Source organism: Pediococcus parvulus, from assembly GCF_007990205.1.
Taxonomy (GTDB): Bacteria; Bacillota; Bacilli; order Lactobacillales; family Lactobacillaceae; genus Pediococcus; species Pediococcus parvulus.
Map to the genome: position 1 here is coordinate 53,027 of NZ_BJWE01000006.1, position 15,583 is coordinate 68,609.

14 protein-coding genes, 1 tRNA gene and 2 pseudogenes are annotated in these 15,583 nt (G+C 38.0%); 14 read left to right on the top strand and 3 right to left on the bottom strand.

What is annotated here, in order from left to right; all coding sequences use genetic code 11:
* Positions 1-996: 996 nt before the first annotated feature.
* Entirely contained in the window at positions 997-1,578 is a 582-nt protein-coding gene (locus tag PPA04_RS02725; protein WP_057783003.1) for a PBECR4 domain-containing protein, read from the top strand.
* 193 nt (positions 1,579-1,771) lie between these two features.
* Here PPA04_RS02725 and PPA04_RS02730 read toward each other — a convergent pair.
* Positions 1,772-1,844 (bottom strand) — tRNA-Ala (locus tag PPA04_RS02730).
* Positions 1,845-2,167: 323 nt separating this feature from the next.
* On the opposite strand from PPA04_RS02730, the gene PPA04_RS02735 reads away from it, so the two are divergent.
* The 6 genes from PPA04_RS02735 to PPA04_RS02760 all read left to right on the top strand — a co-directional run bounded on the left by PPA04_RS02735 (position 2,168) and on the right by PPA04_RS02760 (position 7,418).
* Entirely contained in the window at positions 2,168-3,109 is a 942-nt protein-coding gene (locus PPA04_RS02735) for an alpha/beta hydrolase (protein ID WP_057783005.1), read from the top strand.
* Between the two features lie 166 nt (positions 3,110-3,275).
* Positions 3,276-4,226 carry a diacylglycerol/lipid kinase family protein gene (locus PPA04_RS02740; protein WP_057783007.1) on the top strand — a complete coding sequence of 317 codons (951 nt, stop codon included), beginning with the start codon at positions 3,276-3,278 and terminating at the stop codon, positions 4,224-4,226.
* Between the two features lie 160 nt (positions 4,227-4,386).
* Positions 4,387-5,214, top strand: a complete 828-nt coding sequence (locus PPA04_RS02745; RefSeq protein WP_057783009.1) for an alpha/beta hydrolase — start codon at positions 4,387-4,389, stop codon at positions 5,212-5,214.
* Positions 5,215-5,338: 124 nt separating this feature from the next.
* Positions 5,339-6,277: an aldo/keto reductase gene (locus PPA04_RS02750; RefSeq protein ID WP_057783011.1), complete on the top strand. Its 939-nt coding sequence runs from the start codon at positions 5,339-5,341 to the stop codon at positions 6,275-6,277.
* A gap of 48 nt (positions 6,278-6,325) precedes the next feature.
* Entirely contained in the window at positions 6,326-6,652 is a 327-nt protein-coding gene (locus PPA04_RS02755) for a thioredoxin family protein (RefSeq protein ID WP_057783013.1), read from the top strand.
* A gap of 97 nt (positions 6,653-6,749) precedes the next feature.
* Entirely contained in the window at positions 6,750-7,418 is a 669-nt protein-coding gene (locus PPA04_RS02760) for an MgtC/SapB family protein (RefSeq protein WP_057783015.1), read from the top strand.
* Between the two features lie 18 nt (positions 7,419-7,436).
* On the opposite strand, the gene PPA04_RS02765 is transcribed toward PPA04_RS02760, so the two are convergent.
* Positions 7,437-8,213 carry an alpha/beta hydrolase gene (locus PPA04_RS02765; RefSeq protein WP_057783018.1) on the bottom strand — a complete coding sequence of 259 codons (777 nt, stop codon included), beginning with the start codon at positions 8,211-8,213 and terminating at the stop codon, positions 7,437-7,439.
* A 107-nt stretch (positions 8,214-8,320) separates the two neighbouring features.
* Here PPA04_RS02765 and PPA04_RS02770 point away from each other — a divergent pair, with 107 nt between their 5' ends.
* From PPA04_RS02770 to PPA04_RS02800, 7 genes and pseudogenes are all read left to right on the top strand, one after another.
* Entirely contained in the window at positions 8,321-8,956 is a 636-nt protein-coding gene (locus PPA04_RS02770; protein ID WP_057783020.1) for an SDR family oxidoreductase, read from the top strand.
* Between the two features lie 234 nt (positions 8,957-9,190).
* Entirely contained in the window at positions 9,191-10,576 is a 1,386-nt protein-coding gene (locus tag PPA04_RS02775) for a PTS sugar transporter subunit IIC (RefSeq protein ID WP_057783021.1), read from the top strand.
* Positions 10,577-10,733: 157 nt separating this feature from the next.
* A pseudogene (locus tag PPA04_RS02780) lies at positions 10,734-12,162 on the top strand (6-phospho-beta-glucosidase).
* Positions 12,163-12,472: 310 nt separating this feature from the next.
* The gene (locus tag PPA04_RS02785; protein WP_057783023.1) at positions 12,473-13,378 is read left to right on the top strand and encodes an ROK family protein; all 906 of its coding nucleotides are present in this window, start codon (positions 12,473-12,475) and stop codon (positions 13,376-13,378) included.
* Between the two features lie 146 nt (positions 13,379-13,524).
* Positions 13,525-13,989, top strand: a complete 465-nt coding sequence (locus tag PPA04_RS02790; RefSeq protein ID WP_057783026.1) for an RrF2 family transcriptional regulator — start codon at positions 13,525-13,527, stop codon at positions 13,987-13,989.
* A gap of 13 nt (positions 13,990-14,002) precedes the next feature.
* Positions 14,003-14,809: a PHP domain-containing protein gene (locus PPA04_RS02795; protein WP_057783028.1), complete on the top strand. Its 807-nt coding sequence runs from the start codon at positions 14,003-14,005 to the stop codon at positions 14,807-14,809.
* A gap of 201 nt (positions 14,810-15,010) precedes the next feature.
* Positions 15,011-15,361: a DUF5626 family protein gene (locus tag PPA04_RS02800; RefSeq protein ID WP_057783030.1), complete on the top strand. Its 351-nt coding sequence runs from the start codon at positions 15,011-15,013 to the stop codon at positions 15,359-15,361.
* On the opposite strand, the pseudogene PPA04_RS09630 reads toward PPA04_RS02800, so the two are convergent.
* Positions 15,354-15,583: pseudogene (locus PPA04_RS09630) on the bottom strand (hypothetical protein); the annotation flags it as partial. The gene PPA04_RS02800 and the pseudogene PPA04_RS09630 overlap by 8 nt on opposite strands.

The following is a 15,583-nucleotide window of genomic DNA, read 5'->3' on the forward strand; positions in this document are numbered from 1 at the left end:
TGATGTTCACAATTTGCAAAGGCCAGCAACCTGCTATTTCTGTTATACAGAAACTTTTAAAACCTATGGTGAAATATTGATATCATTCGGCAATTTCCGACATTTTGCACAATCTAAAAACCTTACAAAACCTTACATTATTTTTAAACGGCTACCTCAAAAAACCTAGGATAAAATGCTATATGCTTGTATTTGTAGAAACCTTACAAAATTTGACTTTTTGAGAGCATCCTTTAGTTATAGGTACGCCTTTTTTTATAGATACAGAGACGTATTCTAAGGTGGTTTTAGTTTAATCTATATGTGATCGTACATGGTTATGAAGCTGATGAAAGTACAGGCGCACAATGAATCAAGCTATAATGCTATTTTTGAACATATGTGAAAAAATGTTAGGTTTTGTTAGGGTATATGGTCATTTAGATCTAACAAAAAATAAGGGTTATTTAGTGCACATATTTAGAATCGCGAACGTTCGCTAGTTTTACGAGTAAAGGTAATTACCACAAAATACTACATAAAATTGCTTAGAAATGACAAGGTAAGGGATGTTTTTACTTATTTCTACTTGTTTAGTAGAAAACCAATGCTTTGCAAGTTGTAAAGCTATGTTAATGCGGTTCGTAAATTGGTATACTTGCCATTTATAATTTTCAAGAACGCATTAGAAGGATTTTATCCTGATTAGGATGTATTGAAACGTATTGGAACCTTTTGAGTTTTACATTAATTGGTATGAAATGGATTGGTATGCTTGCATATAAGCACATAAAAAGTTAGAATAATACGTGAGCAAAGGTGCATGTCATACTCTTTGCTGATATTTTGATAGATGTCGATACGGTTGAGGTACACCGTGTTGCCTGGAGGAGGCTTTGTATCCTACCACTAGTCGCGATTAAGGACATCTCTTGATCCGTACCCTTTATTTTGATAAATATTTGGCCGTCGATTTTGTATATCGGCGGTCTTTTTTGAAAGTGGGATTTAAGTATCATGCGTGATATGTCTGAAATAGCACTGCATCATTTATTAGTTAGCAATACAAACAAACTAAATTTTAAAGAAATATTAGAGGATTATAGAGAATGTTTTGCAGGTCATGAAGCAGTTATTCAAACCAATTATAATTTGCTTAGTTCAGTTAAGGTTTTATTTAACGAACATGATGTTCCTCACCTTATGGGATGGGAAAAAGTAAGAACAAAACATAAAAATGCTAGTGCAATAATTAATGATATTGATCAAGGTACTTTCACAGCAGAAGTGGCAAGAAAAAGCCATGAATATTTTAGAATCAAAAAAAGAATGCAAAATTATAATTTTATGCATAGAATTTTTATAGATTGTGATATCAATGTATTTGTATATACCCGTGATATGAAACCTAACAGGCTAAAACTTGATATTGTTTTTTGCTACCTTAAAGAGCCAAAAGAAGTAGTTGTACTAGGATTGCGTAAAGCCGAAGGGCGTGATGTTTTTGTGCCAACAACCTTACATACAGAATCTGCAAGGAATAATATTTATTTATGTCGCAAACGAACTCAAATAAATTCATTAGATTGGGAATTTTAGGTAAATAAAAACTGCTATCCAAAATGGATAACAGGCATCCCTGATCGCCACGGTTTATTAGATTATTTTCCTACTGTCATTTATACTGTCATCTGTACCTTGTAATCGGGTTTTTATCAGTTGTCTAAAAAAATAAAAAGGTTGGTATAACAGGCGTTTCAAGCATCCCTGTGTACCAACCTTTTTCTATCAATGGACCCTAACGGATTTGAACCGTCGACCTCTTGCATGCGAAGCAAGCGCTCTCCCAGCTGAGCTAAGGGCCCAAAAAGCTTACTTAATTAGTATACCGCAAAATTAGTGAAGAGAGAATTCAAAATTTAATTGAAATTTTGGAAATGTTTTTGCTTTATGAAAATCATTGAATTATGATTCTTAATCAACTATTGAATTATAAGTATCAATAAAATTAATGTATTTAGCTGACGCGCCCGTGCAAATGCACAAAATTACCACCAATTCAAAACGATTTTCACATTTTCATCATCAAACTAAGATATAATAAAGAAGAAAAGGGTTTCACTAATTGAAACTATTCAAATGGTGAAGCGACCACTTTAATATAAAAAGATTGATTGGAGATGATGACGTGCATACAAAAAAAGCTTTAAAAATCGCCGGCATATCGTTGATTGGTGTGGCAGCCAGCCTAGGCATTAGCAGTTTAGTGAGTTATCAGATGGGAATTATCAATTCTGATGCGCATAAACGACGCGCAATTCGAAATGCCCGTAGTAAAGACAACACGCCAGACACATATAATTGGTATAAGCAACTGATTAAGCAGACGTGGTTTATTCGTGCGGAAGATGGGATTCATTTAGCAGCTGCCTATATTTCAAACAATAGTGATAAGACAGTCATTCTCGCACATGGATACCATCATGCTCATGAACAAATGATTCCATATGCTAAATTATTTATGGATTTGGGCTACAATGTTTTGATGCCAGATGCTCGGGGCCACGGAGTAAGTGACGGAAATATTGTCGGTTTTGGCTGGCTAGATCGGCGTGACTACATTAAATGGATTGAAGAAATCAATTCGCGTAGCAAAACACCTCAAAAAATTGTTTTATTTGGGATCAGCATGGGAGCTGCAACTGTATTGGCCACAGCAGGTGAACCTGATTTACCTGACAATGTAAAAGCTGTAGTGGAAGATAGTGGCTTCAGTTCGGCCCAGAAAGAATTTAGTTATCGTTTAGGGCATCATTTTTATTTACCCCCATTTATTAGCACGTTTGTGAGTTTAATGACGCGAGTTACTGGCGGTTATTCCTTAAAAGAAGCCGATATTGCGCATCAAGCGTCAAATATTACCATCCCAGTGTTGATGATTCATGGGGATGCCGACCGTTACGTGCCGGTTGAAATGATGGCAGAAATTAAAGCATCACTGGCAAAACAATTGCCTAAGGAAAGTCATGAAGTTCCGGGCGCAGATCACGTGGAATCACGCTTAACAGATCCGCAAAAATATCAACAGACCATTGCCCATTTCTTGAAGCAGTGGATAAAAGAGGCTTAATCAATGAAGGATTGCATCCACGAAATATTAGGGTGCAATCCTTTACTGTTTTTTCATGTTTAACTTTTATAAAAAATCAGTTAAGGTCGCAATAGGGCTGGTTTATGTGTGAATTCATATGTTAAACTAATTCGTAATGATTACAAGTTAAGTGTGGTGAATTCAAATGACAGAAATACGACCGAGTTTTTTGATGGTGGTAAATGTCTTTGCGGGAGCAGGGAAAGCTAAGCATATCTGGCAAAAAATTGAAGTTCAATTGAAGGAAGAAAAGGTTGATTATCGGGTAATGATGACCAACCATCCTGGACATGGCGTCCAATTGGCGACTGATTTTGCCCTCCGTCATAAGTATGATGCAAAATGGGTCGTTGTGGCTGTTGGCGGCGATGGAACTTTACATGAAGTTTTAAACGGATTGCATCGTGGTGGGGGCGATCAAATTCCATTAGGTTATATTCCGGCTGGATCTGGAAATGATTTTGCCCGCGGAATCAATTTGCCAACTCAACCGTTAGTGGCGTTGCAAAAACTTCTTGAAGTTCAGCATGCGACTAGCTTAGATGTGGGCGCCTATCAAAATCGATTGGATTCACACGCCACTCTGTTTACAAATAACGTGGGAATTGGGTTTGATGCTTCGGTGGTTCATGCTGCCAATGCTGGTCAAAAAGACCATTTGCGTAAATATCATTTGGAGTCCGGCGCATACGTCTCTTCTTTAATTAAAACCTTTTTCAAACAAAAATCCTTTGGTTTATCTGTAAAAACGGAACAGGATCAGCACCGGTTTAATCGTGCGTTTTTGGTCACGACCACCAATATTAAATATTTTGGTGGTGGGGTTCCGATTATGCCAATTGCTGATTTACATGATGGTAAATTGGACTTAATTGTTGTGGAACAAATTGGCGTGTTACGATTTGTAAAGCTATTTGGTGAAATGCTGACTACTGGTAATCACCTTAAGTCATCTGCTGTTCACCATTTTCGTTCGCAACGATTACATATTCAAACTGATTTACCTGAAAACGGTCAGGTAAATGGTGAAAATATTCAAAAGCAAAAATTTGATCTGAATTTTTGGGTAACTCAGCGACCATTTTGGATTAGTTAAACATTTACAAGTAATGACTAGCGCGTTTAGACAATCGTTGTCTAGACGCGTTTTATGTACACACGTAGAGCTTTCTTTTGCCCTCATAAAATAGTAGAATGAGCAATGTTGCCTATTAAGTAGGGTGGCAACCTAATTTAAATGTAAATGGGGGATTTAAATGAATGCAGCAACCATTTTTGTTCACGGCTTTAATGGTGGCGTGGGCTCAACAAGTCATATGATTTCAGCGGCTCAACATGCAGGTTGGGCCAAACAAATCATGACGGCAACCATTACGCGTTATGGTCGAATCTCTATTACCGGTTCTGAAAAAATGAATGTTAAAAATCCAATTATCCAAGTTTTGTTTGAAAATAATCGTGCTCCAGAGTTTGTTCAAATCAATTGGTTACATAGTTTGTTGATCCTCCTAAAACGAGAGTTCAATGTGATGGAATATAACGGTGTTGGTCACTCTTTAGGTAGCAACGATCTTGTCAATGAAGCGTTAATGTATGGGGATGATTTGCGGGTGCCTAAACTAAAAAAGTTGGTGACCATTGCTGGACCCTTTAATGGGCTTCGTGGTTTCTTGCATGCCAAATCGGTTCCTGCGTTATTAAAGATGGATCATCGTCCCTCGCATCAAACCAGACATTTTAAACGAATGTTGCAGTATCGTGATCATTTTCCAAAGGACGTTCAATTATTCAACGTTGTGGGCAAAGTCGATGGCTACTTGGATAACGATTGTTTCGTGTCAGTGAACTCTGCTCGATCTGTTAAATACTTGTTACACGGAGTTTTAAAGGATTATCGAGAACTCTTAATTACAGGCGAAGAAGGATATCATTGCAGTTTAAATCATAATCCAATGGTTTTTAATGCTCTAAATGAGTTTTTATGGGATGATTATGCGACATTGCCTAATATGCAAACCCGTAATGTGCCAATCAGTGCTTCTGAATTAAATGAAACTAACGCACTAGCTTCGAATGTGGGATAAACCTGCACAAGGGCTATTTTTTTAAGATTTAATTTAGTTTGCTGATTTGAGCCAAATTATATGCTTTTTTAATGAATGGCGTTCAGAATGGAAGATGTGATTAAGTCTATATAGGAGGCAAGTAATGGTAGAAAAAGTAAAAATTGGTAAAACAGATGTGTTGGGAACACCACTTGGCTTAGGAACCAATGCGGTTGGTGGACATAATTTATTCCCTAATTTAAATGACGCTGAGGGAGTTAAAATTGTTAAAACGGCTTTGAATAACGGAATCAACTTTCTAGACACAGCCTATGCCTATGGATTCGGCCGTTCGGAAGAGTTAATTGGTCAGGCAATTCAGGGCTATGATCGTAAAAAAATTGTGATTGCAACCAAGGCTGCACAAACGCCAGGACATCCCGATCAACTAGATAATTCACCTGAGTTTTTAAAACAGGCTGTCGAGGATGCACTTAAACGTTTGAAAACGAGTTATATTGATATTTTCTATATTCATTTTCCAGATGGTAAAACACCGTTAAACGAAGCAGTTAAAGCTTTAGATGAAAAACGACAAGAAGGTAAAATTAAAGCGATTGGGATTTCAAATGTGAGCCTTGATCAGGTTAAAGAAGCCAATAAAGACGGGTTAGTTGATATTGTGGAAAATCAATATAGCTTGATTCATCGGGATGCAGAAAAAGAATTGATGCCTTATTTGAAAGCTAATAACATTTCGTTTGTACCGTTTTTCCCATTGGCATCTGGTTTATTAACTGGAAAGTATTCCAGCGTAGTTTCATTTGCTTCGGATGACATTCGGCATAGTAACCCGGATTTTCGTGGTGAGCGTTTTGCCAAAATTATCAAACAGGTTCAAAAAGTACAACCGATTGCTGATAAATATCAGGCAACCATTGCCCAAATTGCGTTAGCATGGTATATTAAAAATCCAGACGTCACAGTGGTTATTCCGGGCGCCAAACAGGCTAAACAGGTTGAGGCAAACGCAGGTGCGCAAAAAGTTACCCTATCCAAAGAAGAATATGATACAATTAACTCATTGTTCAAAGACTTATAAAAAGTAAGTGTTTGACAACTAAAGTTTAAATTTACGGGAGGAATTATTATGGATGCACAAGAACAACAATTAACGGATCAAGAAATCCTTGATGCGATTAAAACTGGTAAGAAGATGCTATTTTTTACGGCTGGATGGTGCCCTGACTGTGCATTCATTAAGCCAGTAATGCCTGAAATTGAAGCTGAATACGATCAGTACGATTGGATTACAGTAGATCGCGATGCTAATATCAAGATTGCGCAAAAATTCGGCGTTATGGGAATTCCAAGTTTCATCGCCTTAGACAATGGTGAAGAACTCGGCCGTTTTGTTAACGGTGACCGCAAAACTCGTCAAGAAGTCGAAGCGTTTGTGGATAGCATCGGCAAATAAATAATCAAATCATTAAAGTGTAAACAGGATCGACTGTATAATTAATACAGAGGATCCTGTTTTTTAATATTAAAATTTAGGGGAGGTAAGGCTTTAAATGAATGTGACAACACAGCTTGACTTAATTTTGCGGGTATTAATTGCTGGCGCATGTGGTTTTGCGATTGGCTATGAACGTGATGCACGTGCCAAAACTGCTGGGTTACGAACCCACATCATTATTGCTGTGGGTGCAGCGTTGATGATGATCGTGTCAAAGTATGGTTTCATGGATGTCCTTGGTAACAAAGGATTTGAATTGGATCCTTCACGAATTGCTGCACAGATCGTGAGTGGAATTGGGTTTATTGGTGCCGGGACAATCATCGTGAAACATGAAGATGTGAACGGCTTGACAACGGCCACTGGCTTATGGACGACAGCTGGAATTGGCATGGCAATTGGAGCGCGAATGTACGTTGTGGGAATCATTTCTGCTTTATTAGTGCTAGGGACACAAGTGATGTTACATCGAAACTTGAGCTGGCTTCGATTGCCAAATACCAACGAGATAAGATTACAGGTGAAACCCGGTGATCATCATATCTCCATCATTCAAAAGCGACTTCAGGCCGAAGATGTTGAAGTCACAAGTATGCATGTACGAAGAACGGATGAAGTTACAGTTGTTCATTTAGCAGTTCAATCTGAAGGACCGACTGATATGGAGAAACTAACCGCGGTATTGGAAACAATGCCTCAAGTTGTGGATATTGAAATTTATTAATTGCATTTGAAGGACCAACTATTTCCACAAAAATTCTGCAACCAACTTATCAACGTTTGGATTTTCATGGAGGGCACTGTGCTGAGTTACGAAACGATTGCCTGAAATGGTGACGTGGCGATAACTGGCAACGTGATCGGTTACAACGGCTGCCAACGCTTTGTTGCTTTTAAGTGGGACGGCAGTATCAGAGTCCGTGTGGTTCAAATTGCCACCAATATTCAATATCTGGAGGTTTTTAGGAAGATTATCAGCAGCAGTTGCTAAACTATTGGTTGGGGTGATATAGCCAAACGGAGTACCAATGGCGACAAACTTTTTGATGGTGGGATATTGACTAGTTTGAACTTGTTTATTTTCCAAATAAGCTAACACCACGCTACCACCCATTGAATGAGCGATGAAGTCTACATTTTTGATGTGATAAACAGTTTTTAGTTCCTTCATGAAGGCCGGTAAAGTTTGCATCTGTTTTTGAGGATTTGTGTCGTCAGTAAAAGTCAGCTGAATTAATGGATTTTGTGTTAAGGAACCGACTTTTTTAAAATGCGCTTGGCCGTTAGAATCAATATTGACCTGTAGAGCAGCGTGCGCCAGATTTTTGCGATTAAGGCGCCGAATCATCCCATTAAAAGTGTGTTGGCCACCCTTATATCCTGGAATTAAGATAGTGGCCGTGTCTGATTGGGAAACGTTCACGTGATTTAAAGGTGCCTCACGATGATTAATGTAAAAAAGACAGCCGGCAAAAACAGCGACAAGTAAAATGAAAACGCGAATTAAGATTTTTTTCATGTTAACGACCTTTCAAGGGCTTTTAGTTCAACATACCACGCGAAAATGTTAGTGTGAATTTATAGAATTGAAACGTTACGTATATTTAATTAAACGGAGGTAATTTCATGAAAGTATTTGTAATTGGGGCCCATGGACAAATTGGAAAACTATTGGTAGCACAGTTGCTTGATCGGGGAGATGAAGTTGTGGCTGGTATTCGAGATGCCAAACAACGTGACTTTTTTGAAGATCAAGGGGCAGCAACTCAGTTGTTCGATCTAACAGAACAACCTGATGAAATGGCAAAAGTGTTAGCTGGTGTGGATGCAGTCGTTTTTAGCGCTGGATCTGGTGGTAAAACCGGTGATGATCAAACACTACTTATTGACCTAGATGGTGCGGTTAAGAGTATGGAAGCCACACAAAAGGCGGGAATCAAACGATTTGTGATTGTGAGTGCGATGAATGCTGAAGACCGGACTCGTTGGACAGCTATTCAGCCTTATTATGTGGCTAAGCATTATGCCGATCTTTATCTTAAAGATGAAACTAGTTTGGATTACACAATCATCAAACCGGGAGTATTAACAAATGATGCCGGTAAAGGTGGTCTCATTTTAGACCAAACAAAGGGCAAAATTGCCCGTGAAGATGTTGCTGAAACAATTGTCAGTGCCTTGCATAATGACAACACAATCAAAAAAGAATTTGCGATTAGTGAAGGGGAAACACCAATTAATGAAGCAGTAAAACAGGTATAACTTACTGGTATGTAACAGACTAGCAAATATTAAGAAACATGTTCCAAACGAGGTACAACAACCTTATTTGGAACATGTTTTTTATTTGAGAAACACGGTATACACGGGGGTTTGTTAAGTTTATAATGGGTTTGTTGAAAGCGCTTCATGTTAGATAATCTTTGGCCGAAGATTTATTGATTATTATTTATTTTATTGGTTTTTGTCGTAAGCAATTATTATTTGAGGTGTTTTATGAATGATTGGATTAACAACAAACTTTTGCCCCCAATTATGAAGTTTGTTAATACCAAAGCGATCACAGCCTTAAAGAATGGTATGTTAGTCAGTTTGCCATTTATTATGGTTGGATCAATCTTCTTACTGTTAAGTGCATTTCCATGGCCGCCAATTGCTAATTGGATGAATTCAACAGGTTTAACTCCTTATTGGACGCAAGCCTATAATGCTTCATTCGGTGTTTTAGCAATTTTCGCTGTAGTCGGAATTGCTTATAACTGGGTAAAAGATGATGGCTTTGAACCACTACCAGCCGGGATGACGGCTTTGGTAAGTTTCTTCTTAGTTATGAGTCCTACTACAGCTGTTATGAATGCTGCTGGTAAAACAGTTGTTTCAGCTACTCAAGCTCCTACAATGTTAACAGGATTTATTGATCGTACTTGGCTTGGTGGTCAAGGAATGATCGCTGCTATCATTATTGGGTTATTAACTGGTTGGATTTATTCTTGGTTTATCAAGAATCATATTACTATCAAATTACCAGATCAGGTTCCACCAGCAGTTGCAGAATCTTTCGTTGCTTTGATTCCTGCGTTTGTCATTATTACTGGTTGGTTAATCGTTTATATCTTATTTGATGCCACAGCACATACAACAATGACTCAATGGATTTACCAAACTATTCAGACCCCATTACAAGGGATGACAGATTCATTTGGTGGTGTCCTTATCATTTCACTATTGATTCCATTTTTCTGGTTCTTTGGTGTTCATGGTGCGGTTATTGTCAGTGGTATTATGACTCCAATTTTAACTGCAAACAGTTTATCAAATGCTGCAATTCTCAAAGCACATGGGGTTGTTAATGCTGCAAATGGTGGCCATGTCTTTGTTCAATCATTACTTGATCAATTTGGTACGGTTACTGGTTCTGGTATGACGATTGGATTAGTTTTCTTTATGGCATTTTTTGCCAAATCAGTTCAGATGAAGAGTATTGGTCGTTTGTCATTTCTGCCAGGAATCTTCAACATTAACGAACCTGTTTTGTTCGGTGTTCCGGTTGTTATGAACCCAATTTTACTTCTACCATTTATGTTTATGCCTGCAATTTCAATGGGCTCCACATATTGGTTAATTAAATTAGGTGTTATTCCATACTTCACTGGTGTTCAAGTTCCATGGACCACTCCACCAATTATTTCTGGTTTACTAGTTGGTGGCTGGAAGATGATGATTTGGCAAGCAATTGTGTTGGTACTTTCGTTCTTCGTTTACTGGCCTTTTGCTCACAAACAAGATCAAATCTTGTATGGTCAAGAACAGGCTGCTGTAGATTCAGAAGCTCATACCAAAGAAGCTGAAGCTGCTGCAACAACAGAACATGCAACAGACTAATTAGTTAAACTTAAAAGTCTATTTATGGCGATGAAAATCAAAGTGAATAGACTTTTTTATGAAAGTGAATGTAAACAAACAATTTTTAGTAAAACGTTTTCAAAGTGAGTTATACTTGAATTGTACGTTATTACAAAATGAGAGGAGTTCATAAAACATGAGTAAATTAAAGGATGGTTTTCTATGGGGCGGTGCAGTTGCCGCTCATCAACTTGAAGGCGGTTGGCAAGGGTGTTAGTGTCGCAGATGTGATGACAGCGGGCGCCAATGGTGTTCCACGTGAAATCACGGACGGTGTTTTGCCAGGGAAAAACTATCCTAATCATGAAGGCATTGATTTTTACCATCGTTATAAAGAAGATGTGAAGCTTTTTGCTGAAATGGGCTTCAAATGTTTCCGAACCTCCATTGCTTGGACCAGAATTTTTCCAAATGGTGATGAAGATAAGCCTAACGAAGCAGGACTGAGATTTTATGATGATTTATTTGATGAATGTCATAAATATGGCATTGAACCAGTTATCACATTGGCCCATTTTGAGATGCCATATCATCTCATTAAAGAATACGGTGGTTTTGCCAATCGTAAGGTGATTGATTTCTACACGAATTTTGCGGAAGTCTGCTTTAAGCGTTACAAGAACAAAGTTAAATATTGGATGACATTTAATGAAATCGATAATCAAAGCGATTTTAACAGTGAATTTGCGGTAGCAACAAATTCTGGAATTCTATTTAATAACGTGAAGAAGGAAGACCGCGAAGCAACAATGTACCAAGCAGCTCACTATGAATTGGTGGCTAGCGCTAAAGCTGTTAAGTTGGGTCATGAAATTAATCCCGATTTCGAAATTGGGTGCATGATTAATATGACGCCAATTTATCCACTGAATGCGGATCCTAAGAATATTATGTTAGCAGAGCGCATGATGCAACGCCGCTATTGGTTCTCAGATGTGCATGCAAATGGGGTTTATCCAAATAACGTGGAGACTTATTTGCAACGTAAAGGTTATCGTCAAGATATTACTGATGAGGATCGCGAAATTTTGAAACAGGGTACTGTGGATTATATCGGTTTAAGTTACTACAATTCGATGACTGTGAAGGCAGATGGCATTGATTTAGATGGCGATATTAACCCAGAGGAACCTGTGACAAAGAATACAACATTGGAAACTAGTGAATGGGACTGGCCAATTGATCCAGTGGGACTGCGTTATTCATTGAATTGGTTGACGGATCGGTATCATTTGCCATTGTTTATTGTTGAAAATGGTTTGGGTGCGCGTGATAAGGTTGAGGATGACGGCAGTATTCACGATCCATATCGAGTGGACTACTTGCGTGCGCATATTGCTGAGATGGAAAAAGCGGTAGAGCTGGATGGTGTGGATCTGATGGGTTATACGCCATGGGGTTGTATTGATTTGGTTTCGGCAGGAACGGGCCAAATGTCTAAGCGTTATGGCTTTATCTATGTGGATAAGGATGATGATGGTAAGGGAACGTTGAATCGTTCGAAGAAGGACTCATTTGACTGGTATAAGAAAGTGATTGCTAGTAATGGGGAAGATCTGAGATAGAGTGTTCAAGAGAGCGGTAACTTCTGAGCATTAGCATAGATAGTCGAATGATTCGGGTTAGGAATCGTTTGACTATCGTAGCTAAGCGGAGGAAGTTGCTCTCTTTAACACGTTTCAGCTATAAAAGTTCAAAGTAATCAAAATACGAACTTAAGCAGTCGAAAATAGCATCTCGGATCCACAAAATCATTCTAAGTACTAAATCACAAGATCGTTTAAAAAGGGATCTGAACTATAAACGGGCGATCATCTGCTTGTTTTGGCTCGATCCTTTTTCATACATAAAAAATAATACGAGGGAGTTAGGAAAATGAAATATTATATTGGTTTAGACATTGGTGGGACAACCATTAAATGTGGATTAGTAGATGAAACAGGTAAAATTATTGAAAAAGATAGTGTCAAAACGAGTATTAAAGGTGAAGAGATTCTTCAAAACATCGAAACGATTGTGAGTCAGTTTAAATCTGAAAAGCCAATTACGGCCATCGGGGTGAGTGCACCAGGGATTGTTCAAAAAGATGGATTCATGACAACAGGAGGCGCAATTAAGGATTTCTTTGGAATTAATTTGAAAGAGGAAATCGAAAAACGTACGGATATCAAAACAACGGTGGAAAACGATGCGAACGCTGCGGCATTTGCGGAGCAGTGGAAAGGTAATGCGGTTGGATTTCACAATTACTATTGCATGGTTGTCGGTACCGGTATTGGCGGTGGTCTAATTATTAACGATCAGATCTATCGCGGCGGCCACGGTATGGCTGGCGAACTAGGAATGATGTCGGTTATGAATGTGGATAATGATCAGCACCTAGAATTGAATAGTTTGAGTTTTACCGGAGCGACGGTGTTTGGCCTCTTGAACTACTATAATCATCATAGCGATAAGCCAGAGGTTACCGATGCTCGTGTAATTTATGAGCTGGCTGATAAAAAAGATAAACTTGCTTTAGAAAGTTTAGACTTCTTCTACACAGCGCTAGCGAAAGGAATTATTAACCTAATGGTGGCTTTGGATCCAGAAATTGTACTAATTGGTGGTGGTATTTCTGCTAATTCACAATTTATGGAAGGTCTCCAAGCGAAGATTGCAGATTTGAAATCTCGGAATAGCGATGTACGTGATTTGACCTTTGCGGAAGTGAAACCGGCCAAATTACGAAATGATGCTGGCATCATCGGTGCCGTTTACCGTGCAATTCAGGCCAATTAACAAAACGCCTATTACATGTATGAGATAAAGAGCTTGAAGCAACTTAAATTCGTACTTTTAATGGCTGTTTTGGTCACCGTTACCCCCTAGAAAACTGATAATTGTGTTAAAATGTATGTGTAAACATGACAAGGGGGCCCGATCGAATGAAATTGGATTTTTCAGTTGCGGTACACAGTTTATTTTACTTGGAAGCAAACAGCCCTCGTAAGATTGCTAGCCGAGAATTGGCCGCTTCTTTAGATCTGAATGCGGTGGTTATTCGCAATATTCTATCAGTCCTCCATAAAAGAGGTTATATTGAGGGAACAGTAGGGAAAAACGGTGGCTATCAGCTGAAAAAAGCGTTAGCAGATATTAACGTTGGTGAGTTATATGATGTCACAATTCCACCGACTTTAAGCTATGCCCGTTTTATTACCGGCAGATCTGAAGGAATTAACAAAACAGATCAAATTTCTAGTAACATGTCAGAAACGTTGACGGATCTGTTTACGTTAGCAGATGACCAGTATCGTGCATTTTATCATCGTTTCACGTTAGCAGATTTAAAACAAGATTTGTATCATCATGGCTATTTTAAAAAACTAGTCAAAATAAACGATAAGTGAGATGAGTTTTTCTATGGATTATTATGATCAACATGTACATACAGATTTTTCATTTGATTCAGATGAAAAAATGGCGGCGTACTTGAAACTTGCAGGAGATAATTTTGTCAGTACAGAACATCTAGATTTTAAGGATGCTGATGACAAAGATGGTGATGACTTATTTGACTATGATGCTTATTCACGCGAGATTCACCGTTTGGAAGAAGACACGGGCAAACACATTTTTAAAGGTGTGGAAATTGGCTATTTTGCTGGACGCGAAAAAGATATCAAATCGTATTTGAAAAAACATGACTTTGATATTAAGCTTTTGAGTTTCCATCGGGGACCTGATTATGATTTTGATGACAGCATGGTTTCGCAGATGGATCCATTGAAGGTTGCTGACCAGTATTATCGTTTGATGTGGAAAGGAATTAATGCGTTCCATGATGCTGATGTCTTAGCTCATTTTGACTATGGTGTACGCCAACTTAATTTAACTTCAGGAATGTTTGAAACAACGGCCGGAGTGTTGTTGGCTAACATTTTAAAACTCGCTGTACGTTATAATATGGCCTTTGAGTTGAACACCACTAGCATGTATAAGTACCATAACATCGGTTTATATGACTATGCCCTTGAAATTTATAAACAACTTGGTGGCAAACGGTTTACCATTGGCTCCGATGCGCATGATACTACGCAGTATATGCGGAATTACGAAAATGCAGTTGATATGCTGAAGGCTCATGACATTCATCACGTCAATGTCTATCGTAAGAATGCCATGATTATCGTGCCTTTGGATGATGTGGATGAAGGCATTAAGTACTAAAATTAAATGTTTTTTAAATAAATAAGGGACGGAAAATCTAATTTTGATTTTCTGTCCCTTATTTATCGATTTTTGTGTTTTTGTGAGTTTTTTTACGACAAAATGAGGAATGTAACATTTTACCTTCTTCATGTAACGCTTTGCCTTCTTATATTTTTATCACCTTTCTCTTAAGTTTGTGAGAGAAAGGTGGTTTTTTTAATGAAAAGAATATTTTTAGGATTTTTGGTAATGTTTGAGTTGATGGGGGTTAATAATGTGTCAGCAAGTTCTATTTATAAAGTAGCCCATACAACTAGAGGATCTTGGCATGCCAGTTATGAGGTTGTTGTAAGTCATAGTTATGAGGTTGTTGTAAGTCATAGTCAAATTAAATCGGTGAAAAAGGTGAAATATCGTGCCATACTGGGACACTTGACACATGAATATGTTTCAAGACCTAACAAGAGAACTGTGATTTTACATTTAACTCGGAAAACTGGTGGTTCGCTCAAACATGTTGGATTAAAAACACATCTTAGCAAAGGTAAACTAACTACGACTGTTATTTAATTTTCTGAACAGTTGTTGTTCCGGGCATAAACAAAGTATCGTTAATGATAATGTAAGAACTATATAGACTAAATAAGATAATTACAATGCTGATTAATAAAATTATTTTGTGTAGCGTGTGATTCTTATGATTCCTCCAAATGACAAAAAATGGTACAACTGTTCCCAAGAATGGAATGAATGCACTAATCATTAATAAAATTAACATCAAAAGCAATTCTT

Bases quoted from the DNA above. Each gene is read 5' to 3' on its own strand.
- PPA04_RS02725 (WP_057783003.1), top strand. From the start codon at position 997: ATGCGTGATATGTCTGAAATAGCACTGCATCATTTATTAGTTAGCAAT.
- PPA04_RS02740 (WP_057783007.1), top strand. From the start codon at position 3,276: ATGACAGAAATACGACCGAGTTTTTTGATGGTGGTAAATGTCTTTGCG.
- PPA04_RS02745 (WP_057783009.1), top strand. From the start codon at position 4,387: ATGAATGCAGCAACCATTTTTGTTCACGGCTTTAATGGTGGCGTGGGC.
- PPA04_RS02750 (WP_057783011.1), top strand. From the start codon at position 5,339: ATGGTAGAAAAAGTAAAAATTGGTAAAACAGATGTGTTGGGAACACCA.
- PPA04_RS02755 (WP_057783013.1), top strand. From the start codon at position 6,326: ATGGATGCACAAGAACAACAATTAACGGATCAAGAAATCCTTGATGCG.
- PPA04_RS02760 (WP_057783015.1), top strand. From the start codon at position 6,750: ATGAATGTGACAACACAGCTTGACTTAATTTTGCGGGTATTAATTGCT.
- PPA04_RS02765 (WP_057783018.1), bottom strand. From the start codon at position 8,213: ATGAAAAAAATCTTAATTCGCGTTTTCATTTTACTTGTCGCTGTTTTT.
- PPA04_RS02770 (WP_057783020.1), top strand. From the start codon at position 8,321: ATGAAAGTATTTGTAATTGGGGCCCATGGACAAATTGGAAAACTATTG.
- PPA04_RS02775 (WP_057783021.1), top strand. From the start codon at position 9,191: ATGAATGATTGGATTAACAACAAACTTTTGCCCCCAATTATGAAGTTT.
- PPA04_RS02785 (WP_057783023.1), top strand. From the start codon at position 12,473: ATGAAATATTATATTGGTTTAGACATTGGTGGGACAACCATTAAATGT.
- PPA04_RS02790 (WP_057783026.1), top strand. From the start codon at position 13,525: ATGAAATTGGATTTTTCAGTTGCGGTACACAGTTTATTTTACTTGGAA.
- PPA04_RS02795 (WP_057783028.1), top strand. From the start codon at position 14,003: ATGGATTATTATGATCAACATGTACATACAGATTTTTCATTTGATTCA.
- PPA04_RS02800 (WP_057783030.1), top strand. From the start codon at position 15,011: ATGAAAAGAATATTTTTAGGATTTTTGGTAATGTTTGAGTTGATGGGG.